The following is a 23,621-nucleotide window of genomic DNA, read 5'->3' as shown; positions in this document are numbered from 1 at the left end:
GAGCCCCCCTCGGTCAGCAGAGAGACGCCCCCGCCGGTGACGACCGGCGGGGGCGTCTTCCTCGGCCGGTCGCCGACGCGGCCCGGGGTCAGTCCATGGTGGCGCCGATGGTGGTGGAACCCGTGGTCAGGAAGGGCGTCGCGGGCAGCGAGCCGTCCGCCCGACGGGCGCCGTGGGCGGTGGCGGCGTCCACCGACCGGAAGGACGGCGCGATCACCCCGCTGTCCCAGCTGTTGGCGGCGGACACCGTCGAGGAACCGAGCTTCGCGGGACCGCCCCTGTCGCCGACCGCCAGGTTCCGCGCGAGGCGCGCCGTGCCGGTGGCGAAGTGGAAGCCGGACTCGGCGTTGGAGTAGGCGGTGTTGCGGTTCAGCACGATCGCGCCGGCGTTGGAGTTCTCGGTGAACCCGTTGAGGGTGTTGTCCCAGGCCGCGTTGTCGTTGACGACGTGCGCGACCAGGACGCCCCCGCCGCCCAGCTCGTAGCCGTTGCCGTCGCCCTCGAAGGCCGGGTCGGACCAGCGGTTCTCACCGTTGCCGAAGGCCCAGGAGTGGTCGACGGTGACCGGCGAGGAGAACTGCCAGAGGTCCAGCCCGTCATCCGAGTTGTCGTACAGGCGTGCCCCGGTGATCCGGTTTCCGGTGCCGGAGCCGAACTTCACCGCGATGCCGTCGGCGTTCTGCCCGTGCCCGGAGGCGTCGTAGTTGCCGTGGCTGTCGAGGTTCTGCACGAGGTTGCCGGTGGTGCCGTCGCCGCGCAGGGTGAACCCGGAGTCGCCGTTGTCGGCGGTGACGAGGTTCCTGAAGACGCCGCCGGCCGAGGAGGTGGCGACGAAGCCCTGGGCCGGGGAGTTCTGGAAGGTGAGGTTCTCGACGGTCCAGAAGTCGCCGTGGATCGCGGCCAGCCGGGAGCCGTCGGCCAGCTTCGAGCCGTCGATCCGCACCTTCTCCCCGCTGTACGCCTTGAGGGTGATCCGTGCCGAAGCGGTGCCGTTCGCCGTGGACTTCAGGGTCGCCGAGGGGGTGTAGGTGCCGGCCCTGACCTGGATGACGGTGCCGGCGACCGCGTCGCGCACGGCCGACTCCAGCCGGGCGGTGGTGGTGACGGTGACCGTGGTGGAGGCGGCCTCGGCACCGCCGTTCGTCAGGCCGAGGTAGACGCCGCCCGCTCCGGAGGAGAGGGCCACGGCGGCGGCGAGGGAGAGCGTGCGGGTTCTGCGGTGGCGTCCGATGCTCTGCCGCACGGAACGCTCCTTTCCTGGGGGACGGGGATGTGCGGCAGTCGCCGCCGGTGGCCCGTGAGGTTGCCGCACGAGCGCGAAAGCGACCGAAACTTTCGCTCGCCCGTATCCGGCTGATCCCGATTGACGTGCGGTTTCCCCGCTGGTGACACTCCGAGGGCCGACCGCGAGGCACCGACCGTCCAGGAGCACCACCCGTGACCGAACCCCAGTACGCCGGCTATCTCTTCGCCTACTTCACCGGCGAGGACACCGCCGACGGCGAGCGGATCCGCTTCGCCCTCAGCCGCGGCGACGACCCGCTGCACTGGCGCGAACTCAACGGAGGACGACCGGTGTTGACCTCCACGGTCGGCACCAAGGGCCTGCGCGACCCGTTCCTGATCCGCTCACCGCAGGGTGACCGCTTCTTCCTGATCGCCAGTGATCTGCGCATGTACGAGGAGGAGGGCGGGAGTTGGGACCGGGTGCAGCGGCACGGCAGCCGGTCCGTGGTGGTCTGGGACTCCACCGACCTGGTCCACTGGACCGGTCGGCGCCTGGTGCGGATCGCCCCCGACCACGCGGGCAACGCCTGGGCCCCGGAGGCCCACTGGGACCCGGCGCTCGACGCGTACGTCGTCCACTGGGCGTCCCGCCTGTACGCGCAGGACGACCCGGAGCACACCGGGGAGTCGTACAACAGGATGCTGTACGCGACGACCCGGGACTTCCGCACCTTCGGCGAGCCCGTGGTGTGGCACGACCCCGGCCACTCCGTCATCGACTCCACGGTCGTGGAACACGGGGGCACCTACTACCGCTTCACCAAGGACGAGCGCGAGCCCGGCTCGGGCGCTCCCGGCTCGAAGTTCGTCACCTGCGAGAAGTCGACGGAACTGACCTCGACGGCCTACGAGTTCGTCGCCGACCGGATCGGCGCGGGCGCGATGGAGCGCGGTGAGGGGCCGACGGTGTTCAGGTCGAACACCGGGGAGAAGTGGTACCTGTTCGTGGACGAGTACGGCGGCCGCGGCTACCTCCCCTTCGAGACCACCGACCTGGACTCCGGCCACTGGACCCCGTGCACCGACCACCGGCTGCCCGCGAACCCCCGGCACGGCAGCGTGCTCCCGGTGACCCGGGAGGAGTACGACCGGCTACTCGCCGCCCACGCCGGGAGCCCCACCTCGGTCGTCGACGTGACCGCGCCCGGACAGAGGGGGTACGCCGTCGTCACGGAGGCATCGGCCAAGGTCGTCCTGCCGATGGAGCCGGACGCCGAACTCGACTCGCTCGCACCCGAGTTGTGGGCCGCCGAGGGCGCCACCATCACGCCGGCCTCCGGCACACCCCGCGACTTGCGCACCCCGCGGGAGTACACCGTCACGGCGGCGGACGGCACCGCACGCACCTGGACCGTCGAGGCGGTGCCGACCCGCGGCCCGGTCCTGCCGGGGCTGACCGCCGATCCCGATGTGCGCCACCTGGACGGCGCGTACTGGGTCTATCCGACGACCGACGGCTTCCCCGGCTGGGGCGGGACGACGTTCTCGGCGTACTCCTCGAAGGACCTGGTCCACTGGACCGGACACGGGGTCGTGCTCGATCTGGGCCGGGACGTGGCCTGGGCCAAGAAGGACGCCTGGGCGCCGGCGATCGCCGAGCGCGACGGCCGGTACTACCTCTACTTCTGCGCCGAGCAGCAGATCGGTGTGGCGGTGGCCGACTCCCCCGCCGGCCCGTTCACCGACGCGCTGGGCAAGCCGCTGGTGGCCAGGGACGCCTACCCCGGTCAGATGATCGACCCCGCCGTCCTCACCGACGCCGACGGCACCTCGTACTTCTACTGGGGCAACACGCACGGCTACGTGGTGCCGCTCGACGACGACATGATGTCCTTCGACCCGGCGCGGGTGCGGGAGATCACCCCGACCGACTTCCGTGAGGCGTTCTTCGTCGTCGAACGCAACGGCACCTACTACCTGATGTGGTCCGAGGACGACACGCGCAGCGAGGACTACCACGTCGCGTACGCCACCGGCCCGTCCCCACTGGGCCCGTGGACCGAGCGCGGCACGATCCTGTCCAAGCGCCCCGAGTACGGCATCAGGGGCACCGGCCATCACGCGGTGGTCAACGCGCCCGGCACCGACGACTGGTACATCGTCTACCACCGCTTCGCCCTGGACGGGCCCGGCCGTCCGGGCGGGGACGGCACGCACCGGGAGACGACGGTCGACCGGCTGCGGTTCGCGGCGGACGGCACGATCGTGCCGGTGGTGCCGACCCTGGAGTCGGTCGACCCGGTGGGCTGATCCGTCGCGCGGCCGCGGTTCACAGGACGGCGTCGAGCCAGCGGAAGACCTCGTCCTGCATCCGGGCGGTGAAGACATGGCCGAGGTCCGGCCAGGTCTCCGCCCGGAACCGCTCCTCTGCGTGGCACGAGCGCCAGACGGCACGCAGCTTTTCGTGGGCGACCCGCACGCCGTCGGCGGGGAACAGGGGGTCCAGCGCGCCGTTGAGCAGGTACATGGGCCTGGGTGCGGCGATGCTCGCCACGTCGGGGATGTCGAGGTGGCGGGCGAGCCCGGGGTGGAGCAGGTAGTACGCGGACTGGCCGCGCAGGGTGTTGTTGCCGGGCACCATCATCTCCTTGAGCCCGGTCATCCAGCCGACGGCGGCGCAGGCGTCGACGTCGTCGCTGAGCGCGGCGGTCTGCCAGGCGCGGTGGGCGCCCATCGAGAAGCCGACGGCGGCGACCCCCCGCACCTGGGGCAGTCCGGCCAGGAAACCGGCGGCCCGGACGTCCTCGCGGGCCATGAGCCCGGCGAGCGAGGAGCCGAGGTTGTAGAAGTTGGCGGCGAGCGCCTGCTGCTGCTCGTAGGTGATCGGGCCGCGGTCGCCCCAGCCCGGGGCGTCCAGGCACAGCACGACATGGCCGCGCCGGGCCAGTTCGTCACCGATGAAGCGGCCGCTGAAGTGCTGCTCGGCCCAGGCCTGGGCGGAGGCGAGGCGGGTGTCGTCGTACCAGGGGCGGACGCACTTCTCCTTGCCGATGTCGAACCTGGCGCCGTGGTCGTGCAGGAGCAGGACGGCGGGGAAGGGGCCGGGGCCGTCCGGGGTGAGCAGGACGCCCCGGACGCGCGCGTGGCGGGTCAGGGAGAGGGTCACCAGCTGCCGGGTGCAGCCGTCGGCCGGGTGGCCCGGGCCGTACTCGGGCGCGTACGGCGTGCCGTCCTGGGCGGGCACCAGGAGGCACTCCTCGACCTTGGCGCGGGCGGCCGACCGCCACCGCCCGAAGTCGCGGACCGGGGAGGTCCCCCAGGCCAGCGGGAAGGTCAGCTCACCGGCCAGCGCCGGATAGAGCGCGTCAGGCGTGCCCATGGGGCCGCCAGTCGCCCAGGTAGGCGCGCGGGGTGTGCTCGCGGGCCTGCTCGGGCGTGAGCTGCGGCCGGTTCTCCGGGACCGTGACCGCGGCGCCGGGGCCGGTGTTGCGGTACTCGGCGAACCGCTGGCTCTGCCAGGGGTAGGCGTCGGACATGTTGGCGTAGGGGGCCGCCGCGTCGATGCCCGGGCCGAGCCAGGTCTCCCGGACGGTCAGCATGGGCCGGGCCGTGCGGTCGGAGCTGGGCACCCAGGGGCGGGCCAGCTTGTAGTACGCGTCCGGGGCCTCGCTGGTGATCCGGCTGCGGGTGACGAGGTAGCCGTACGGGTTGGCGCCCGCGGTCGAGGGCGCGAGGACGAAGCCGTGGGGGGCGGAGGCCAGGTCGGTGCGGGTCAGGGTGCGGAAGTGGCAGTGCTCGAAGACGGCGGTGGCCCGGCCGAAGACGAAGTCCACGTCGCCCTCGGCGTAGCAGTGCGCGAAGTACTGGCGGGCGAGGACGGTCAGCGCGTTGGTGTCCGCGTAGAGGGTGTCCTGGTGGCCGAGGAAGCGGCAGTGGTGGAAGGCGGAGCGGTCGCCCGTGACCTTCAGGGCGACGGCCTGGGTGCCGGTGATCTCCGGGTGGTCGGCGCGCAGCCAGTCGTTGGCGAAGGTGATGCGGCGGGCGGTGAAGCCGTCGGCGCGCACGGTGGTGGTGGCCGAGCCGGTGGTGCCGTAGGTGCCGGAGCCGTCGGGTTTGGGGGTGCCGGCGGCGTTGTCGAAGACGATGACGGTGTCCCGCGGGTGGTCGCCGGCGCCGAGCCAGGTCATCTCGGTGCGGGTGGCGTCGACGGAGACGGTCTCCCGGTAGGTGCCGGGCGCGAGGACCAGGGTCCAGCCGCTGCCGGTGGCCGCGTTCACGGCCCCCTGCACGGTGGTGGAGTCGCCGCGGCCGTGCGGGTCGACGTAGAGGGTGGTCGGGGTGAGGCGGGCGGCCGGTGATCCGTACCGGCCGAACGGGCGGGGCCCGGCGGCCTCGGCCGGGACCTGGGTGAGACCGAGGGCGGCGCCGGCACCGGCGCTCGCCATCAGGAATCCCCTTCTGGAGACGGGCAGTCGGAAGTGGGGCGAGGGCATGGCGGGTGCTCCTGGTGGGTGCTCCTGATGGGGGGCGGACGAGGGGGCCGGGCGGGCCGGCCCCCTCGGGGGTTCAGCGGAGGCGGCCGGCGCCCGCGCGGTGGTCGACGATGCCGGGGACCGCCCGGGGGTGGTCGACCTTGGTGCGCAGGGTGGGCGTCCAGCCGGCGTCGGACTGGAGGGTCTCGGCGGGGATCTCCGCGTTGTGCACGGCGATCAGGTCCGTGAGCCTGCCGTTGACGTAGTTGTTCGCCGCGGTCAGGGGCGCCTCGCTCCACTTCTTCAGCACCTTGCCGGTGCTGACGCCCGAGCCCAGCGAGAAGGCGTTGTCGGTGGCGTACAGCCGGGAGGAGGCGCCGATGCCGAAGACGTAGCCGAACTTCTGCCCGGCGGTGACCACGAAGTGGTTGTTGTACGAGTCGACCTGGCCGAACCGGACGCGCGGCGCCCGCTCCACGATGCCCTCGAAGCGGTTGTGGTGCAGGGTGACCTTGAGCTTGCCGGAGTCGGTGGAGCCGGCGCCGTCGCTGTTGCCGATCAGCATGGTCTTGTCGTGGTCCTCGAAGGAGTTCCAGGACACGGTGACGAGGTTCGCGCCGCGGACCACGTCGAGCAGGCCGTCGTGCTGCTGGTAGACCTTGCCGAAGTACTCCGGCAGGGAGCTGTCGGGGTAGCGGCCGTCGGTGAGCGTGTTGTGGTCGATCCACACATGGGTGGAGCCGTAGACGACGACCCCGTCGTACTCGGAGTTCCAGGCTCCGGTCTTGTTGTCGTCGGTGGGGTCCCACTGGGGGAAGCAGTCGACGGGGGCCTCGATGGTGAGGTTGCGGACGATGACGTTGTCGACGGCCTTGATCTGGAGGCTGCCGCCGCGGATACCGGAGTTCCGGCCGACGCCCACGATGGTGGTGTTCGCGGGCACGTTCGCCTTGATCATCTGGTCCTGGTTGGCGGCGGACGCGGCGCGCAGGTCCTCCTGTTCGCCGCTGACGACGGTGTCGTTGCCCCAGACCGCGGGGTCGTAGTCGGCGAGGTACCGCTGGAAGTCGTAGCCCTCGGCGGCGAGCGCGTCGCAGCCCTCGGAGACGGCGTCGATCAGGCCCTTGACCTTGATGATCCGGGGCGCGCCGGGGCTGTCGGCGAGGGCGGCCTTGAACTGCGCCCAGGTGGTGACGGTGTAGACGTGCGCGGAGTCGGCGGCGGCCCCGCCGGTGGTGCCGGCGCCCTCCGAGGCCCAGCCGTCCCCGGCGCCGAGCACCTGGCGGGCGAGGTCACGGTGGTGGTGCCCGGCCTGGGCGGTTCCGGCGCCGGTGGCCCCGAGGACGAGGGCGGCGCAGCCGGCCAGCGCGACGGTTCTACCTGTGGCATGCCCATGCCACTTCGGTGTGTTCATGGTGCGGCTCTCTTCTTCTTGCGCGACAGGGGATGTGGGGTCAGGCGGCGGCTTGCGGCCAGGTGATCCAGGACTCCGGGATCTCCTGGTCCAGCCGTCCGAGGTCGTGCGGGCGCAGCACCCGGGTCCGCAGCAGCTCGCGTGCCACGAGCCGGGCCACCGCGATGGCGCCGGGCGGGTTGAAGTGCGTGTTGTCCTGCTCGGTCGCGGTCCAGTTGAAGTACTTCTTGGTCTCCTCCACGCCCAGCGACTGCCACAGCGCCAGCGACAGCGCCTGGACGTCCAGCAGCGGCACCCGCTCCTCCTCGGCGAGCGAGCGCATCGCCGCCGGGTACTCGCCGTGGCTGGGCAGGGCGTTGCCGTCGGCGTCGAACCGGCGCCGTTCCACGGCGGTGGCGAGCACCGGCCGGGCGCCGCGGGCGCGGGCGCCCTCGACGTACAGCCGCAGGTGGTCGCGGTACGTCGTCCAGGGCTCGGTGTACCGGGTGGGGTCGCCGGCCTTCTCGTCGTTGTGCGCGAACTGGACGATCAGGAAGTCACCGGGCCGGATCACGGCGAGGACGGCGTCGAGCCGACCCTCGTCGACGAAGCTCTTCGAACTGCGGCCGTTCACCGCGTGGTTGGAGACGGCGAGCCCCTTGCGCAGGAGGAACGGCAGGGCCATGCCCCACCCGGTCTCGGGCGCGGCGTCCGCGTACTTCTGCGCGGCGGTGGAGTCCCCGGCGATGAACAGCGTCCGGGGCGGCCGCCGTTCGCCCGCGTGGGCGGTTCCGGCGGTGAGCGGCAGGGCGGCGGCGAAGGCGGCGCCGGCGACCTGTCTGCGGGAGAGAGTCATGCTGGGCCTTTCCGTCCGAGGTGAGTCCGAGGGAGTCACAGGTGGAAGGGAGAACTCCCGAGGGGCGCGGGGGACTGCGCGGGCCGTCGCACGGACCGGCAGTCCTCCCGCGGACGAGCACCCGGCTCGCTCAGCCCTTCTGCTCGTTCCACTCGGCCTGCGCCTCGTTCAGCTGCTCGGCCAGCGTGTCGAGGAATTCCTTGGCGTCCATGTCACCGAGCAGCACCTTCTGGAAGTTCGGCTCGTTGTCGGCCTTGGAGACGGTGTTCCAGTCCGGCAGGTAGTACGGCAGCTGCACGATCGTGGTGGAACCGTCGGTCAGCGCCTGGGCGGCCAGCTTGGTCGGCTCGGCGGAGGACACCCAGGGGTCCTTGGCCGCGTCGTTGTTGGCCGGGACCTGTCCCGCGGACTCGTTGAACTTGGAGTTCGCCTCATGCCCCACGGCGAACTCGATGAACTTCCAGGCCGCGTCCTTGTTCTTGGAGCTCTTGAACACCCCGAGCCCGTCGACCGGGTTGGAGACCTGGACCCGCTTGCCGCTGTCACCGACCGGCTGCGGGATACCGCGGAACTTGTCCGCCCCGAACGCCTTCACATGGTCCTGGTAGGAGCCCAGGTTGTGGTTGAGCATCCCGATCGTGCCGGAGTCGTACTGCGCGACCATCTTGGTGAAGTCGTTGTTGAGGTCGGCGGCCGGGGTGACCTTCTTGTACAGCGCCGCGTACTTCTCCAGCGCCGCCACGTTCTTGGGGTCGTTGACGGTGGTCTTGTCGCCGTCCCAGAACTCGGTGATCCCGCTCTGCCCGTACATGGCGTCCAGCGCCTGGGCGATGGAACCGGCGCCGCCGCGGATGGTGTAGCCGAACTCGTTCTTCTTCGCCGCGGTCAGCTTCTCCGCCGCCTTGTAGAAGGCCTCCCAGGTGGACGGCTCCTCCAGACCCGCCTTGTCGAACAGGTCGGTCCGGTAGTACAGGACACCGTTGTTGGCGGAGGTGGGGATCGAGTACAGCGTGTCGTCGCCGCCGCCGGCCGCCTTCAGCGAGGCGATCATGTCCGCGTTGAGCTTGCCGCCCAGCGAGGACCCGGACAGGCGCTCGTCGAGCGGCTCCAGCGCGTTCTGGGCGGAGAACCCGGCGAGCATCGCCGCGCCCACGCCGCCGACGTCGGGCAGGCCGCCGCCCTGGATGGCCGTGTCGACCTTGGACTGGTACTCGGTGGAGGCGATGCCGACGTACTCGACGTCGATGTCCGGGTTCGCCTTCTCGAAGTCGGCGATGATCTCCTTCCAGATGTCGGTGCGCACACCGCCGTTGTTGTCCCAGAAGACGATCTTTCCCTTGCCGGACCCTTCGGCCCCCTTGTCCCCGCCGCCGCCGCTGCCGTCGTCACCGCAGGCGGTGGCGGTCAGGGCGAGCACGGAGCCCAGGGCGACGGCCAGGGCGGCACGCCTGCTTCTGCGGATGCTGATCTTCATTGGTCGGCTCTCTTCTTCTGGATCCAGCGAGATATGAAGTTGTGGGGGGTCATCGGTGGTCGAACCCGCGCATGGCTCCGCCCTGTCCGGCAAGCGCTTGCTCCGGGGGTGCGTCATTGCTTCTCCCGACGGGCTTGTGGCGAGGGGCGGTTACGCGGGCACGATCTCGAAGTGGGTGAAGTCGGCGGAGCCGGCATGTCCCGGTCCGTCGGGCGCGAGGGCGAACAGGCCGAGCAGGGCACCGACCCAGCGCCAGGGGGTGGCGGCGAAGACGGGGCCGGACGGTGTCCAGCCGTCGCCGATGTCGTACAGGAAGCGGCAGCGGGCGCCGGCGGTGATCTCGACGCGCAGCCGGACCCGGCCCCCGGGAGCGGGACAGGGGTGCGCCGCGTCCCGCTCCCGTTCGGCGGCGGCCTCGGCGAACCGGTGGACGACCTGGACGGTGCCGTCGGCGGCCCGCTGGAGTCCGATCCAGCAGAACGCGTCCCCGAGCACCGCGAGCCCGGCCCGGGCCCCCGGCTCCTCGCCGTCCAGGCGCAGCCCCACCTCGACGGTGACCGGCTTGCCCGGCAGCCGCTGGGTGAGCACGTTCGGCAGTCTGCGCAGGTCGTGCGCGTCGGCCGAGCGGACGCAGGCCAGCCGGAGCCCGTCGGCGGAGTGCTGGGTGGTCCAGCCCTCCCGCGGGTTGGCCGTCCACTGCCACTGCCGGCCGTGCCGGCCGCCGGGGAAGCGGTCGTCGGTGGCGGGGGCGGCGGGCGGCTGCGGCGGCAGCGCGGGCCTGGTGTGGACCGCGACGGGCGCGCCGTCCGCGCCGATCACCGGCCAGCCGTCGGCTCCCCAGCGCATCGGCTGGAGGTGCACGACCCGGCCGTAGGCGCCGCGCTGCTGGAAGTGCAGGAACCAGTCCTCGCCGGACCGGGTGCGCACCCAGCCGCCCTGGTGGGGGCCGTTGACGTCGGTGTCCTTCTGCTCCAGCACGATCCGCTCCTCGTACGGGCCGAAGAAGCCGCGTGAGCGCAGGGCGCCCTGCCAGCCGGTCTCCACTCCCCCGGCGGGGGCGAAAATCCAGAACCAGCCATCGTGCCGGTAGAGCTTGGGGCCCTCCAGGGTGAACCAGCCGGGGATCCGGTCGCCGTCGACGATCACCTTGCCCTCGTCGAGGAGTTCGGTGCCGTCGGGGCTCATCCGGTGGCCGGTGAGCCGGTTCTTGACGCCGGAGCGCGACTTGGCCCAGGCGTGCACCAGATAGGCCTCGCCGGTCTCCTCGTCCCACAGGGGGCAGGCGTCGATCAGTCCCTGTCCGGCCTTGACCAGGTGCGGCCGGGTCCAAGGCCCCCTGATGCCCGAGGCGTTGACCTGGAAGACGCCCTGGTCGGGGTCGCCCCAGAAGATCCAGAACCGGTCGGCGTGGTGGCGCAGGGACGGCGCCCACACCCCGCAGTCGTGCCGCGGGGCGCGGAACTCGGCGGCCGGTTCCAGGCGTTCGAGGGCGTGTCCGACCAGGGTCCAGTTGACCAGGTCGCGGGAGTGCAGCAGGGGCAGTCCGGGCACCCGGCCGAAGCTGGAGGCGGTGAGGTAGTAGTCGTCGCCGACGCGCAGCACGTCGGGGTCGGACCAGTCGGCGTCGAGGACGGGGTTGGTGTAGGTGTTCACGCGCTCACCGCCTTGCGCACCAGCAGGGCGGCGGCGTCCCGGTCGAGCCGGCCGTCGGCGACGACGGTGACGATCCGCCGGACCACGGTCTCGCCGGGCGGCACCTCCAGCCGCCGGTCGTGGGCGAGGGAGGAGCCGACGCCGGGGTACTCGGCGGTGCGCACGAACCACGGGTCCTCGCGGGTGCGGTCGGTGGCGCCCGCGAAGACCAGGGTCCAGCCGGCGCCGGCCAGGGCGACCCAGTCGGCCCGGCTGCCGTGCGCCCGTTCCTCGCCCTCGCCGTCGGCGGTGAGGACGTCCGGGGCGGCCGCCTCCTTGCGGGCCCGCCAGAAGAACCCGCCGTAGGCCGCGCCGGGGCGCCCGTTGGTGGCGGGGCTGCCGATGGACAGCCCGCCGCCGGTGACGTCGGTGAGCGAGAAGGTGAAGTCCAGCGCCCAGGCGGTGTCGGTGAGCGCGGTCGCCGCGACCGTACGGCGTTCGCGCAGCAGTTCGGTGCCGCCCGCCGTCCAGCGCAGTTCCTCGACGAACCCGTCGGGGTCGCGCAGCTGGAAGCCGTTGTGGCGCTGGGCGCCGTGGTTGTCCAGCTCGGTCGGCCCCCGGTCGCGGACGTAGGTCCGGCCGCCCCAGAAGTTGTGCCCCTCGACGTCGGGAACGGCGACACCGACGCCGAGGTGGTGTGCGTGGTCGGCCGGGCTGAGCTCGGTGACCGCGGTGCCCGCCAGGGTGGTGACGGGGTGCAGGTACGGGCGCGGGGAGAGCCGGTCGGGCAGTTCGGGCCGGGTGACGTACCGGCCGACCGGGCGGCCCGCGACCCTGAGCACGGGGCTGTCCTGGGTGGTCGTCATGTCCTCACCTCGGTGCGCAGTCGGTGGGGCGGCGTCCAGGGGGCGTCCAGCTCGGAGTAGAGGGCCAGGCTGTCGGCGGAGGCGGCGACCATGCCGTCGATCCCGGGCACCACGCGGCGCTGTTCGCCGGGCGGCCGGTGCCAGGCCCCGGCGGGCAGCACGACGGGGTCGGGGGCCAGCCGGACCGCCTCGACGACCTTCATGAAGGCGCCGGTCAGATCGGGGGTGACCAGCAGCCCGGTGCCGTCGGCGAGGTGCCGGACGAGGTTCTCCAGCAGGTCGGTGCGGCCGTACTCGAACTCCTGCGGGCCGTGGTCGGCGCGCTGGAGCAGCACCCGGTCCTGCTTGTACCAGAAGGTGATCCGGCCGCTGCTGCCGTGCACCACCACGTACGGGTCGTCGGGGTACTCGGCGCACAGGGTGGCGGCGACGGTGACGGTCAGTTCCCGGGTGGAGGTGACCCGGACGCAGGAGGTGTCGTCGGACTCGATGTCGTTGGCGCGCAGCAGCTCGGTCTCCACCTCCATGACGTCCTCGGCGCGGGTCGAGCCGGCGAGCGCGAGGGCGGTGGCGACGGCGTGCGCGAGCGGGTTGGTCAGCGCGCCGTCGATCACGTCGACGCCGTTCAGCCGCCGTCTTCCGGCCCAGGGGGCGCGCCGGAAGTAGGACTCGGGCCGGGACCAGGCGCCGGCGCCGCCGATGCCGACGAGTTCGCCGACGGTGCCGTCGGCGATCATGCGCCGGATCGCGGGGAGCGCGTGCGAGCCGAGCGACTGGAAGCCGATCTGGCAGGCGACGCCCGCCGCGGCGACTCCGTCGGCCATCCGCCGGAACTCCGCGTAGGAGGGGGCGGGCGGCTTCTCCAGCAGCAGGTGCACGCCCCGGGCGGCGGCCGTCAGGGCCAGGTCCGTGTGGGTCGGGATCGGTGTGCAGATCACCGCGATCTCGGCGCCGGTGGAGTCCAGGAGGGCGCCGAGGTCGGCGGACTGCTCGGGTGTGCCGAGCCCGTCCGGGATCTCCTCGGCGGCCAGCGGCGTCAGTTCGCAGATGCCGGCGAGGCGGACGACGCCCCGCTCCTGGAGCCGTCGGATGTTCTCCAGGTGCCAGCGGCCGTGGCCGCGGGCGCCCGCGAGGACGAGTGGCGTGGCCGTGCCCAGGGACGGGTTCACCCCTTCACCGCCCCCGCGCTGAAGCCGGTGATCAGCCACTTCTGGATGAAGGCGAACACGATCACCACGGGTACGGCGGCGATGATGCCGCCCGCCGCGAGGGCGCCGAGGTCGACGCTGTCCGCGCTCATCAGGGTGTTGAGGCCGACCGGGATGGTCTGCTTGTCCTGGTTGTTGAGGAACATCAGGGCGAACAGGAAGTGGTTCCAGGAGTGCACGAAGGCGAAGGAGCCGACCGCGATCAGACCGGGCCGCAGCAGCGGCAGGACGACCACCCGGAAGGCTCGCATCCGCCCGCAGCCGTCGACCCAGGCCGCCTCCTCCAGGGAGTACGGCACGTTCTTGATGAAGTTGCTGATCAGGATGATCGACAGGGGCAGTTGGAAGACGGTCTCGGCGAGGATGACGCTGCCCAGCGAGTTGATCATCTGGAGTTCGGCGAAGATCTCGAACAGCGGCACCAGCAGCAGCGCGCCCGGCACGAACTGGGAGCAGAGCAGGGCGAGCATGAACGCCTGCTTGATCTTGAAGTCGAAGCGGGCGAGGGCGTAGCCGCCGGCCAGCGCGACCAGTGTCGTCATCACCAGTGTGGCGACGCCGACCCAGACGCTGTTCTGGAAGTAGGTGCCGAAGCTCCGCTCGTTCCAGACCTTCTCGAAGTGCTCCAGGGTCATCGGCCAGGGCACCAGGGAGGTGGAGCCGGCCGGGCGGAGCGCGAAGAGCAGGATCCAGTAGAAGGGGATCAGGGTGAACAGGAGATAGATGCCGAGCGGGAGGTAGATCTGCCAGCGCGGGGCCTCGTCCCAGGCCCGGTGGACCTTCTTGGGGCGGGGCGGCGCGGGAGGGTTCCTCCGGGCGGCGGGCACGACGGGGGTGGCTTCCTTGATGCTCACTTGCTCTCACCTCCGAACTTGCTCAGCCGCAGATAGACCATCGAGCAGAAGAGCAGGATCACGAACGCGACGGTGGTCAGGGCGGACGCGTAACCGAAGTTGTGGGCGTCGACGCTGGTGTTGGCGATGTACAGCGGGAGGGTCGTCGTCACGCCCGCCGGTCCGCCGCCGGTGAGGGTGTACAGCAGGTCGACGTTGTTGAACTCCCAGACCGCGCGCAGCAGCGTGGACAGGATGATGGCGTCCTTCAGATGGGGCAGCGTGATGTGCCAGAACTGCTTGATGCGGCTGGCCCCGTCGACCTCGGCGGCCTCGTAGAGGTCCTTGGAGACGGACTGGAGGTCGGCGAGGATCAGGATGGCGAAGAAGGGGACGCCTCTCCACAGGTCCGCGACGATCGCGGCGGAGAAGACGGTGGAGGTGTCCGACAGCCAGCTGGTGCCGTAGGTGCCGATGCCCATGTCCGCGAGGTAACGGGTGATGCCGGTCTGGGAGTTGTACAGGAGAACCCAGATCGCGGAGGTCAGCACGCCGGAGACGGCCCAGGGCGAGAAGACCATCGCGCGGCCGAGTCCCCGGCCGACGAAGGTCTGGTTCACGATCAGGGCCAGCGCGAGCCCGAACATCAGCTGGAGTCCGACCTCGACGAAGACCCACTTGGCGCTGAAGGCGAGGGTGTCCCAGAACAGCGGGTCCTCGGTGAAGGCGTGGACGAAGTTGTCGAAGCCGGCGAACCCGTTCCGCCAGGGCTTGGTGGGGTTGTAGTTCTGGAGGCTGTAGTAGAAGACGCTGATGACCGGGTAGGCGATGAAGCCCAGCATGAGCAGGGCGGCCGGGGCGATCAGCAGGTACGGCAGCCTGCGCGGGGTGGCGGATCCACGGCGCCGCCTCGGTGGCGCGGGCGGTTTCGCCACGGCTGCGGCATGGGCCATGACTGTACTCCGTTCTGGGGGAAGCGCTTTCTCTCACTGCGCGATGCGTTCTTGGCCTTGCGTGGGCGGTGCGGAGGTTCAGCCGGCGTAGGGGTCCGGCACATGGCCCGGGCGGGCCAGGAACTCGAAGTCGCAGCCGGTGTCGGCCTGCGTGATCTGGTCGTTGTAGAGCGCGCCGTAGCCCCGCTCGTAGCGGGTGGGCGGAGGCGTCCACTCGGCCCGGCGGCGCTCCAGCTCCTCGTCGTCCACGTGGAGTCGGAGGGTGCGTGCGGCGACGTCGAGGGTGATCGGGTCGCCGGAGCGGACCAGGGCGAGCGGTCCGCCGATGTACGACTCGGGCGCCACATGCAGGACGCAGGCGCCGTAACTGGTGCCGCTCATCCGGGCGTCGGAGATCCGGACCATGTCCCGCACGCCCTGCTTGAGCAGGTGGTCGGGGATGGGCAGCATGCCGTACTCGGGCATGCCCGGTCCGCCCTTGGGGCCGGCGTTGCGCAGCACCAGGACGCTGTCGGCGGTGATGTCCAGCGACGGGTCGTTGATGGTGCGCTGCATGGTGCGGTAGTCGTCGAAGACGACCGCGGGGCCGGTGTGCTTGAGCAGGTGCGGTTCGGCGGCGATGTGCTTGATGACGGCGCCGTCCGGGCAGATGTTGCCGCGCAGGACCGCGACCCCGCCCTCGCTCGCGACCGGGTTGTCGCGCGGCCGGATGACGTCGTCGTCGTGGACCTGCGCGCCGCTGATCTGCTCGCGCAGGGTGTCGTGGCAGACCGTGGGCCGGTCCAGGTGGAGCAGGTCCGGGATCCGGGAGAGGAAGCCGGGCAGGCCGCCCGCGAAGTGGAAGTCCTCCATGAGGTACTTCTGTCCGCCGGGCCTGACGTTGGCGAGCACCGGGACGGTACGGGCGATGCGGTCGAAGTCGTCGAGGGTGAGCCGTACGCCGGCCCGTCCGGCCATGGCGATCAGGTGGATGACGGCGTTGGTGGAGCCGCCGAGTCCGAGGACGGTGGTGACCGCGTCCTCGAACGCCTCCTGGGTGAGGATGTCGCCGAGCGTACGGCCCTTGTGGACGAGGTCGACAATGGCCAGGCCCGCCTTCGCGGCCATCCTGTCGTGCCCGGAGTCGACGGCCGGGATGCTGGAGGCGCCCGGCACGGTCACGCCGAGGGCCTCGGCGGCGGCGGTCAGCGTGGACGCGGTGCCCATGGTCATGCAGTGGCCGGGGGAACGGGCCAGCCCGCTCTCCAGCTCGGTCATCTCGCAGTCACCGATGAGGCCGGCGCGCTTGTCGTCCCAGTACTTCCACATGTCGGTGCCGGAGCCGAGGACCTCGTTGCGCCAGTGGCCCGGGAGCATGGGGCCGGCCGGCACGAAGACCGCCGGCAGGTCGACCGAGGCCGCGCCCATCAGCAGCGCGGGGGTGGACTTGTCGCAGCCGCCCATCAGGACGGCGCCGTCGACGGGGTAGGACCGCAGCAGTTCCTCGGTCTCCATGGCGAGGAGGTTGCGGTAGAGCATCGGGGTCGGCTTCTGGAAGGTCTCGGAGAGCGTGGAGACCGGGAACTCCAGCGGGAAGCCGCCCGCCTGCCACACGCCCCGCTTCACGGCCTGCGCGCGGTCGCGCAGGTGGACGTGGCAGGGGTTGATGTCGGACCAGGTGTTGAGGATCGCGACGACCGGCTTGCCGAGGTGTTCCTCGGGCAGGTAGCCGAGCTGGCGGGTGCGGGCGCGGTGGCTGAAGGACCGCAGTCCGTCGGTGCCCCACCACTGGTGGCTCCTGAGCTCCTCGGGCGCCTTCATATGGACCATCCGGCGGCGATCGCGGCGACCTCGGCGCGCTCGTCCTCGGGCAGGGTCCGGCTCGGCGGGCGGACGTCCCGGCGGCACAGGCCGAGGGAGGCGAGGGCCTCCTTGACGACGGTGACGTTGTTGGCGGAGCCGTTGGCGGCGCGCAGTTCCTCGAACCGGCGGATCTGGCCCCAGACCTTCATGGCGGCCGGGTAGTCGCCGGAGCGGAGCGCCTCGATCATGTTCAGCGACACGGCCGGGGCGACGTTGACCAGTCCGGAGGTGAATCCGGTGGCGCCGGCGGAGAAGTAGGAGGGGGCGTAGGGCTCGGCGAGTCCGGCGACCCACACGAACCGCTCCAGGCCCGCGTCCCGGGCGAAGCCGGCGAACCGGGCGGCGTCCGGAACCGCGTACTTCACCCCGATGACGTTGGGGCAGTGGTCGGCGAGTTCGGCGAGCCGCTCGCCGCCGAGCTGGGTGTTGCGGATGTACGGGACGACCCCCAGCTCGGGGACGGCCTCGGCGATGGCGCGGTGGTAGTCGACCCAGCCGCTCTGCGACACGTAGGGGTGGACGGGCTGGTGGACCATCACCATCGCGGCGCCCAGGTCCCGGGCGTGCCGGGCGGAGGCCACGGCGGTCGGCACGTCGTGGCCGACGCCGACCAGGATCACCGCCCGGTCGCCGGCCTCGTCGACGGTGATCTCCGTGACCAGTTGGCGTTCCTGCGGGCTGAGGGCGTAGAACTCGCCGGTGTTGCCGTTGGGGGTGAGGGTGCGGATCCCCCCGTCGAGCAGTCGACGCAGCAGGGCCCGGTGGACGTCCTGGTCGATGCTGCCGTCCTCGGCGAACGGGGTCACCGGGATCGACACCACGTCGGCCAGGGCCGCCCGCTGGGTCTCGAACGTCACGCTGCTCATTCCTGACCTTCCTGTTCCGGCGTTCCGGGGAACGCCCGCTCGACGAAGGACCCGATGTGGGCGTGGAGCGCTCGCGCGGCCCCGTCCGCGTCGCCCTCCAGGGCGAGCCGCAGGATCTCCCGGTGCTCGCCGGCCTCCCGCTCCCAGGAGGGCGAGGCGGCCCAGGCGACGGCGGAGACGAGGGCGGCCTGGTCACGGACCTCGTCGAGCATCCGGCCGAGCAGCGGGTTGCCGCAGGGCAGGTACAGGGCGCGGTGGAACTCCCGGTTGGCCAGGGAGCGTTCGGCGGTGTCGGTGGCCCGGTCGGCCCGGGTCAGCGCGTCGCGGGCGTCGTCCAGGGAGGCGCCGCGCCGTACGGCCCGCTTCAGCGCCTCGGGTTCGAGGAGCAGGCGGACGTCGTAGACCTCGCGCGCCATGTCCGCGTCGACCATGCGCACCGTGACGCCCTTGTACTGGCTCATCACCACGAGCCCGGTCCCGGCGAGGGTCTTGAGGGCCTCGCGCACGGGGGTCTTGGACACCCCGAACTGCGCGGCCAGCTCGGTCTCCACCAGGGCCTGGCCGGGCGTCAACCGCCCGGTGAGGATGCGGCGTTTGATCTCCTCCAGCACGTACTGCGTGCGGGAGGGGATCGGCGTGGGCACAGAGGTCATGCGCGCCTCTCGGATCTCACATATCGCGTCTCATATATGACGTACGAAGTACGACGCGATGAAAGTAGGAGCACCCCTGTGTTTCGTCAATGCTTCTGACAAAGGAAGTTGAGATTGCCCCCACGGCTCCGGCGCGCAGGGGCACGGCTCCCGCCAGTTCACCGGGGCGAAGCACGGCGCACTCAAACTCCGCCCCGACCACCCCTCAAGGGGCGCGGGGAACTGCGCGACCAGCCCCGGCGCACCCGCACCCGACCACCGACCCGCACTGGTTCACCGGAGCAAAACACGCGCACACCCAACACTCCGGCCCGGCAACCCCGTTCAGGGGCGCGGGGAACTGCGCGACCAGCCCCGACGCACCCGCACCCGACCGCCGAAGAACCCGAAACGCACCGCGGGGCGCCCCGATCAGGGACGCCCCGCACCTGCACGACCGCCGACTTCAGACCCACCCCGGCGACCGCCCGCTCAACCCCACCGTCCGATCCAGCAGCGGCGCAGCATCCGGCACCGGCACAACCGGCCCGAAGATCTCCCCCCGCATGGGATCCCCCACCGAGTCCACCTGGAACGCGTACGCGACCCGCAGCGCCGCCGGATCGGGCTCGTACGCCTGCCCCGTGCCCCGGGCCAGATCCCACCCGTGCAGCACCAGTTCGTCGACGGCCACGGCCCCGGCGACCGCGCCGGGCAGATCCACCCCGCCGGCCCGCGTCATCCCGGTCCAGGCGGCCGGATCCCGCCACGCCTCGGCGAGTTCGTCGAGCGCCTTCGGCAGTTCCTCCCGCCAGCCCGGCCCGAGCCGCGGCTCGCCCTCCGTGGGCGCGGTGTCGGTCGTGGGACCGAGGTCCTTGCGCCCGGCGTCGCGGAAGGCGACGGACAGCCCGAGCAGATGCCCGAGCAGCGCACGCACGGGCATCAGCGGACACGGTGTCGCGTCGTCGAGCCGCTCGTCCCCGACGCCCTCGGCGAGCCGGGCCAGGACCAGGGTCTGCGGCCCCAGGTCGATGATCGAGTCGTTCATGGGATGTTCCTCCGTGCTGCGGCGGTGGTCTCCCAGGGTGGACCGCCCGCGGCACGGAAACTCATCGCCCGACCCGGGACTCACCCCCCGGCGAGGGCCGCCCGCACCACCTCCAGGTCCCCGTCGGACGCCAGCCCGGCGTGGTAGAGCCGCAGCTCCGTGGCGCCGAGGTCACGGGCGCGGGCCGCGTCCGCGGCCAGGGTGCCAGGGCTGCCGCCCATCCCGGAGACCACGGTGAGGTTGGCGGCGAGGACTCCGCGCCCCTGCTCGGCGAAGGGGGCGAGGAGTCCGGGGCCGCCGGTGCACGGCACGACCACGCCGTCCGCGACGGACAGGATGTGCGCCGCGTCCACACCGGCGTTGGCCCCGCAGTGGTACGGCACCGGGTCGGCGTGCAGCAGCACCTGGAAGCCGGCCGGCGCGGCGGCCCTCACCGCGGCGACGGCGGCCTCCTGGAGGGAGCGGGCGGTCGCCCCGCGCCAGGCCAGGGTGGCGGCCGCGTCGGCCTCGCCGAGGAGCTTCTCGACGCCCGCCCAGCCCTCGTCGTCGGCGGCGGTTCCCCGCCACAGCGGCTCCAGCGCGGCACGCACGGCCGCGGCCAGCTCGTCGGCGTCCAGGCCGTGGGCGCCGTACCCCTGGCGGCAGGCCGGGCAGAAGCACAGCGACATCAGGTACTGGCCCGCCTCCCCGAGGCCGACCCCGCCGGTCTTGTCGTGGGCGTGCAGATGGGCGAGGCCGTACCAGCCGAGGGACTCCAGTTCGGTGCCGCGGGCGCCGGGCCGGACCGCGGCCTCGGCGGCCAGGTCGGTCAGGTAGGCGCGGGTGGCGGGCTGGGCGATGCACGGGGCCCAGGGGTAGCGGTCGCCGTAGGCGTTGACGACGGAGGTGTCCGGATGTTCGGCGCCCAGGCGGGAGTTGTGCGCGAGCACGACCCAGGTGTGGACGTCGAGGCCCGCCCCGGCCAGCGCCTCGGCGGCCTCGCCGTAGGCGTCGCCGGGCGCCCAGGCGCCGGACGCGTGGGGTCGCAGGTCCCGGCCCGCCCAGCGGCCGTCGTCCGCCGGGTAGAGCACGGCCGCGTGCTCGGCGGTGACGACGCGGTGCCGGGGGTGGCGGGGGGTCAGCGCGCGGGTGGAGTGGTAGGCGGAGGCGAGGGTCACCTGCCGCACCCCGAGCGCGGCGATCCGCGCGGGCGCCTCGGGGTCCCCGTTGACGTCCCAGGGGTAAACGAATGCCGACACCGTCACTTGCCGTCCTCCTCCAGCAGCGCGTACCCGCGCTCGATCAGCAGCGCGAGCTGCTTGACATGGTCCTCGGCCGGTTCGTGCAGCGGCGGCCGGACCTCGCCCACGTCCAGGCCGCGCAGCCGGACGCCCGCCTTGACCAGGGCCACGGCGTAGCCGCGGCCCTGGGCGCGCAGTTCGACGAAGGGCCGGTAGAAGCCGTCCAGCAGCCGGCCCGCGGTGGCGTCGTCGCCGTGGCGCAGCGCCTGGTGGAAGGCGAGGGCGAGTTCGGGGGCGAAGCAGAACACGGCGGAGGAGTAGAGCGTGATGCCGAGGGCGCGGTAGGCGAGCTGGGTCTGCTCGGCGGTCGGCAGTCCGTTGAAGTAGAGGAAGTCGCCGGGCGCCTCGGTGCGTACGGCGCTCACGATCCGCTGCATCAGGTCCAGGTCGCCGAGGCCGTCCTTGAGGCCGACGACACCGTCGGTGCGGGCCAGCCGGACCGCCGTGTCCGGGGTGAAGACGGCGTTGTCCCGCTGGTAGACGATCACCGGGAGCGGGGTGGCGTCGGCGATCTCCCGGTAGTGCCGCAGCAGTCCCTCCTGCCCGGCGACCACGAGGTACGGCGGCATGGCGAGGAGTCCGTCGGCGCCGGCCTCCTCGGCGAGCCGGGCGTAGCGCACGGCGAGGGCGGTGCCGTACCCGGCGCCCGCGACGACCGGCACCCGGCCCGCCGTCTCCTCCACGGCGGCCCGTACGCACTCCTGGAACTCCTCGGGGGTCAGCGCGTGGAACTCCCCGGTGCCGCAGCAGGCGAAGACGGCGGCGGCGCCGGCGTCCACCCCGCGCCGCACATGGGCGCGGTAGACGTCTAGGTCGACGGTGCCGTCGGGCGCGAAGGCCGTGACGGGGAAGAACAGTGGCCCGCTGGGGATGCCGAGTCGAGCGGCGAGGTCGGCTGGCGTCACAGGCTCTCCCTAGAACGGGTGCGATCACGAATGCGTGCAAGTGTCTGATCAGAGTTTATGTTTATGAACATCGCCTCCGCCACCCTTGACGGAACCGCGCGATGATCCCTAGCTTGTCCACGAATGTGAATACCGTGCAGTCACGCGGCCGTCTACTCAAGGAGACCCGAGGATGCCAGCGCCCCGCACCGTCCTGCTCACCGGCGCCGCCGGCGGACTCGGCACCCTGATGCGGGACCTGCTGCCCGCGTACGGGTACCGGCTGCGCCTGCTCGACCTGCGGCCGGTCGACGGCGAGCCGGACGCGATCGTCGCCGACCTCGCCGACAGGGAGGCGCTGCGCGAGGCCGTCCGCGGTGTCGACGCGATCATCCATCTCGCCGGCATCTCCCTGGAAGCCTCCTTCGAGAAGATCCTCGCGGCGAACATCGAGGGCACCTACAACCTGTACGAGGCGGCACGCGAGGAGGGCGTCGGGCGGATCGTCTTCGCCTCCTCCAACCACGCGGTCGGCTTCACCCCCCGCCCGCGGGGCGACGACCCGCTGATCCCGATCGAGACACCGCACCGCCCGGACACCTTCTACGGCCTGTCCAAGGCCTTCGGCGAGGACCTCGCCCAGTTCTACTGGGACAAGTTCGGCCTGGAGACGGTCTCGGTGCGCATCGGCTCCTGCTTCCCCGAGCCGACCAGCGTCCGCATGCTGTCGGTCTGGATGAGCCCCGCCGACGGCGCCCGCCTGCTGCACGCGGCGCTGACCGCCGAGGGCGTCGGGCACACGGTCGTGCACGGCTCCTCCGCCAACACCCGCCTGTGGTGGGACCTCACCTCGGCCCGCGCCCTCGGCTACGCCCCCCGGGACGACTCCGAGCCCTACGCCGAGAAGCTGATCGCGGAACAGGGCGAACTGGACCCCGCCAACGAGGCCCACGCCCACCTCGGCGGCCACTTCGTCAACGACCCCCCGATCTGGCCGTACTGACCGGAAGAGCGCCGCGCGGGCACCGAACGGGCACGCCCGCCCCCGCACTCGGGCACGGCGCGCCGGACTCCCGAGCGGCCCGGGAAACGGCCGACGCACCTCCCCCGGGGGCGCGGGGAACTGCGCGACCAGCCACAACGCACCCGCACCCGCCGAACCACCGCACCCCCCACCCCCTCCGCCCGGCCCGAACCCGCCCACGACCGAACGGTCACACACCGGGCAGCATCCCCCCGGTAACAAACCTGGCCACCGCCACACACCCGCTGTAGAACTTCCCCCAGAGCCCGAACGGGCGACGGCAGCGCGGTGAAACGGCGGAACGGCAGGTGACGACCATGGGCAGAACCGCGGAGGAACGCCAGCGCGAGATCGTCCACGCGGCCCGCACCGCCGGGTCCGTGGACGTCAACGCCCTCGCCGCACACCTGGGCGTCGCCAAGGAGACCGTACGGCGGGACCTGCGCGCCCTGGAGGACCACGGCCTGGTCCGCCGCACGCACGGCGGCGCCTACCCCGTGGAGAGCGCCGGCTTCGAGACCACGCTCGCCTTCCGCGCCACCAGCCACGTACCCGAGAAGCGCCGGATCGCCGCGGCGGCGGCCGAGTTGCTCGGGGACGCCGAGACCGTCTTCGTCGACGAGGGGTTCACCCCGCAGCTCATCGCCGAGGCACTCCCCCGCGACCGCCCGCTGACCGTGGTGACCGCGTCCCTGCCGGTCGCGGGGGCCCTGGCCGAGGCGGAGAACACCTCGGTGCTGCTGCTCGGCGGCCGGGTCAGGGCCGGCACGCTGGCCACCGTCGACCACTGGACGACGAGGATGCTGGCCGGCTTCGTCCTGGACCTGGCGTTCATCGGCGCCAACGGCATCTCCCGCGAACACGGCCTGACCACCCCCGACCCCGCCGTCGGCGAGGTCAAGGCGCAGGCCGTACGAGCCTCCCGGCGCACCGTGTTCGCGGGGGTGCACACCAAGTTCGGGGCGGTCGGCTTCTGCCGGTTCGCCGAGATCGGCACGCTGGACGCGATCGTCACGAGCACCCTCCTCCCGGCCGCCGAGGCCCACCGCTACTCCCTGCTGGGACCGCAGATGATCCGCGTCTGACCGGCCGGCTACCCGAACCCGCCCCTGCTCCGCTTCTCCGCCCCTT

At 72.1% G+C, this 23,621-nt stretch carries 19 protein-coding genes and 1 pseudogene; 3 read left to right on the top strand and 17 right to left on the bottom strand.

What is annotated here, in order from left to right:
• Nucleotides 1-88: 88 nt before the first annotated feature.
• On the bottom strand, nt 89-1,243 hold the full coding sequence (locus ABT296_RS20800; protein WP_351929384.1) for a right-handed parallel beta-helix repeat-containing protein: 1,155 nt from the start codon (nt 1,241-1,243) through the stop codon (nt 89-91).
• A gap of 161 nt (nt 1,244-1,404) precedes the next feature.
• Between ABT296_RS20800 and ABT296_RS20795 the strand changes: the two are divergent.
• Nucleotides 1,405-3,537, top strand: a pseudogene (locus ABT296_RS20795) (glycoside hydrolase family 43 protein); the annotation flags it as partial.
• Nucleotides 3,538-3,556: 19 nt separating this feature from the next.
• Here ABT296_RS20795 and ABT296_RS20790 read toward each other — a convergent pair.
• The 16 genes from ABT296_RS20790 to ABT296_RS20715 all read right to left on the bottom strand — a co-directional run bounded on the left by ABT296_RS20790 (nt 3,557) and on the right by ABT296_RS20715 (nt 21,487).
• A complete protein-coding gene (locus ABT296_RS20790) occupies nt 3,557-4,606 on the bottom strand; it encodes a dienelactone hydrolase family protein (protein ID WP_351929379.1) in 1,050 nt (349 codons plus the stop codon).
• Nucleotides 4,593-5,720 carry a pectinesterase family protein gene (locus tag ABT296_RS20785; protein ID WP_351929371.1) on the bottom strand — a complete coding sequence of 376 codons (1,128 nt, stop codon included), beginning with the start codon at nt 5,718-5,720 and terminating at the stop codon, nt 4,593-4,595. Before ABT296_RS20785 ends, ABT296_RS20790 begins: the two co-directional genes overlap by 14 nt.
• A 73-nt stretch (nt 5,721-5,793) precedes the next feature.
• Nucleotides 5,794-7,113: a pectate lyase family protein gene (locus ABT296_RS20780; protein ID WP_351929369.1), complete on the bottom strand. Its 1,320-nt coding sequence runs from the start codon at nt 7,111-7,113 to the stop codon at nt 5,794-5,796.
• 40 nt (nt 7,114-7,153) lie between these two features.
• Entirely contained in the window at nt 7,154-7,948 is a 795-nt protein-coding gene (locus tag ABT296_RS20775) for a rhamnogalacturonan acetylesterase (RefSeq protein ID WP_351929367.1), read from the bottom strand.
• Between the two features lie 130 nt (nt 7,949-8,078).
• A complete protein-coding gene (locus ABT296_RS20770; RefSeq protein ID WP_351929365.1) occupies nt 8,079-9,422 on the bottom strand; it encodes an ABC transporter substrate-binding protein in 1,344 nt (447 codons plus the stop codon).
• Nucleotides 9,423-9,572: 150 nt separating this feature from the next.
• Nucleotides 9,573-11,075 carry a glycoside hydrolase family 43 protein gene (locus ABT296_RS20765; RefSeq protein ID WP_351929363.1) on the bottom strand — a complete coding sequence of 501 codons (1,503 nt, stop codon included), beginning with the start codon at nt 11,073-11,075 and terminating at the stop codon, nt 9,573-9,575.
• Nucleotides 11,072-11,920, bottom strand: coding sequence for a DUF6807 domain-containing protein (locus tag ABT296_RS20760; protein ID WP_351929361.1), 849 nt, complete (start codon nt 11,918-11,920; stop codon nt 11,072-11,074). The genes ABT296_RS20765 and ABT296_RS20760 overlap by 4 nt, the downstream gene beginning before the upstream one ends.
• Complete coding sequence (locus tag ABT296_RS20755) at nt 11,917-13,089, bottom strand: Gfo/Idh/MocA family protein (protein WP_351929359.1); 1,173 nt, start codon at nt 13,087-13,089, stop codon at nt 11,917-11,919. The genes ABT296_RS20760 and ABT296_RS20755 overlap by 4 nt, the downstream gene beginning before the upstream one ends.
• Nucleotides 13,086-13,982: a carbohydrate ABC transporter permease gene (locus ABT296_RS20750; protein ID WP_453167517.1), complete on the bottom strand. Its 897-nt coding sequence runs from the start codon at nt 13,980-13,982 to the stop codon at nt 13,086-13,088. The genes ABT296_RS20755 and ABT296_RS20750 overlap by 4 nt, the downstream gene beginning before the upstream one ends.
• Nucleotides 13,979-14,914: a carbohydrate ABC transporter permease gene (locus ABT296_RS20745; RefSeq protein ID WP_351929357.1), complete on the bottom strand. Its 936-nt coding sequence runs from the start codon at nt 14,912-14,914 to the stop codon at nt 13,979-13,981. The genes ABT296_RS20750 and ABT296_RS20745 overlap by 4 nt, the downstream gene beginning before the upstream one ends.
• Before the next feature lie 78 nt (nt 14,915-14,992).
• Nucleotides 14,993-16,723 carry an L-arabinonate dehydratase gene (gene araD / locus ABT296_RS20740; protein WP_351929355.1) on the bottom strand — a complete coding sequence of 577 codons (1,731 nt, stop codon included), beginning with the start codon at nt 16,721-16,723 and terminating at the stop codon, nt 14,993-14,995.
• Nucleotides 16,711-17,622 (bottom strand): dihydrodipicolinate synthase family protein, encoded by a 912-nt coding sequence (locus ABT296_RS20735; RefSeq protein ID WP_351929353.1) that lies wholly within the window; start codon nt 17,620-17,622, stop codon nt 16,711-16,713. The genes araD and ABT296_RS20735 overlap by 13 nt, the downstream gene beginning before the upstream one ends.
• Nucleotides 17,619-18,275 (bottom strand): GntR family transcriptional regulator, encoded by a 657-nt coding sequence (locus ABT296_RS20730; protein WP_351929351.1) that lies wholly within the window; start codon nt 18,273-18,275, stop codon nt 17,619-17,621. Before ABT296_RS20730 ends, ABT296_RS20735 begins: the two co-directional genes overlap by 4 nt.
• A gap of 445 nt (nt 18,276-18,720) precedes the next feature.
• Nucleotides 18,721-19,302 (bottom strand): TIGR03086 family metal-binding protein, encoded by a 582-nt coding sequence (locus ABT296_RS20725; protein WP_351929349.1) that lies wholly within the window; start codon nt 19,300-19,302, stop codon nt 18,721-18,723.
• 80 nt (nt 19,303-19,382) lie between these two features.
• A complete protein-coding gene (locus ABT296_RS20720) occupies nt 19,383-20,546 on the bottom strand; it encodes a hypothetical protein (protein ID WP_351929347.1) in 1,164 nt (387 codons plus the stop codon).
• Nucleotides 20,543-21,487: a 5-dehydro-4-deoxyglucarate dehydratase gene (locus tag ABT296_RS20715; protein WP_351929345.1), complete on the bottom strand. Its 945-nt coding sequence runs from the start codon at nt 21,485-21,487 to the stop codon at nt 20,543-20,545. Before ABT296_RS20715 ends, ABT296_RS20720 begins: the two co-directional genes overlap by 4 nt.
• 172 nt (nt 21,488-21,659) lie before the next feature.
• On the opposite strand from ABT296_RS20715, the gene ABT296_RS20710 reads away from it, so the two are divergent.
• The gene (locus ABT296_RS20710; protein ID WP_351929343.1) at nt 21,660-22,469 is read left to right on the top strand and encodes an NAD-dependent epimerase/dehydratase family protein; all 810 of its coding nucleotides are present in this window, start codon (nt 21,660-21,662) and stop codon (nt 22,467-22,469) included.
• A 338-nt stretch (nt 22,470-22,807) separates the two neighbouring features.
• A complete protein-coding gene (locus ABT296_RS20705; RefSeq protein ID WP_351929341.1) occupies nt 22,808-23,575 on the top strand; it encodes a DeoR/GlpR family DNA-binding transcription regulator in 768 nt (255 codons plus the stop codon).
• Nucleotides 23,576-23,621 lie beyond the last annotated feature (46 nt).

The organism is Streptomyces sp. NPDC000983, from assembly GCF_040299205.1.
GTDB lineage: Bacteria > Actinomycetota > Actinomycetes > Streptomycetales > Streptomycetaceae > Streptomyces.
Note: the sequence above shows the minus strand (reverse complement) of the source record. Positions and strands in the feature narration are given on the sequence as shown.

Excerpts from the sequence above, each read along its gene's own strand:
- ABT296_RS20790 (WP_351929379.1), bottom strand. The coding sequence starts at position 4,606 with ATGGGCACGCCTGACGCGCTCTATCCGGCGCTGGCCGGTGAGCTGACC.
- ABT296_RS20785 (WP_351929371.1), bottom strand. The coding sequence starts at position 5,720 with ATGCCCTCGCCCCACTTCCGACTGCCCGTCTCCAGAAGGGGATTCCTG.
- ABT296_RS20780 (WP_351929369.1), bottom strand. The coding sequence starts at position 7,113 with ATGAACACACCGAAGTGGCATGGGCATGCCACAGGTAGAACCGTCGCG.
- ABT296_RS20775 (WP_351929367.1), bottom strand. The coding sequence starts at position 7,948 with ATGACTCTCTCCCGCAGACAGGTCGCCGGCGCCGCCTTCGCCGCCGCC.
- ABT296_RS20770 (WP_351929365.1), bottom strand. The coding sequence starts at position 9,422 with ATGAAGATCAGCATCCGCAGAAGCAGGCGTGCCGCCCTGGCCGTCGCC.
- ABT296_RS20760 (WP_351929361.1), bottom strand. The coding sequence starts at position 11,920 with ATGACGACCACCCAGGACAGCCCCGTGCTCAGGGTCGCGGGCCGCCCG.
- ABT296_RS20745 (WP_351929357.1), bottom strand. The coding sequence starts at position 14,914 with ATGGCCCATGCCGCAGCCGTGGCGAAACCGCCCGCGCCACCGAGGCGG.
- araD (WP_351929355.1), bottom strand. The coding sequence starts at position 16,723 with ATGGTCCATATGAAGGCGCCCGAGGAGCTCAGGAGCCACCAGTGGTGG.
- ABT296_RS20735 (WP_351929353.1), bottom strand. The coding sequence starts at position 17,622 with ATGAGCAGCGTGACGTTCGAGACCCAGCGGGCGGCCCTGGCCGACGTG.
- ABT296_RS20730 (WP_351929351.1), bottom strand. The coding sequence starts at position 18,275 with ATGACCTCTGTGCCCACGCCGATCCCCTCCCGCACGCAGTACGTGCTG.
- ABT296_RS20725 (WP_351929349.1), bottom strand. The coding sequence starts at position 19,302 with ATGAACGACTCGATCATCGACCTGGGGCCGCAGACCCTGGTCCTGGCC.
- ABT296_RS20710 (WP_351929343.1), top strand. The coding sequence starts at position 21,660 with ATGCCAGCGCCCCGCACCGTCCTGCTCACCGGCGCCGCCGGCGGACTC.
- ABT296_RS20705 (WP_351929341.1), top strand. The coding sequence starts at position 22,808 with ATGGGCAGAACCGCGGAGGAACGCCAGCGCGAGATCGTCCACGCGGCC.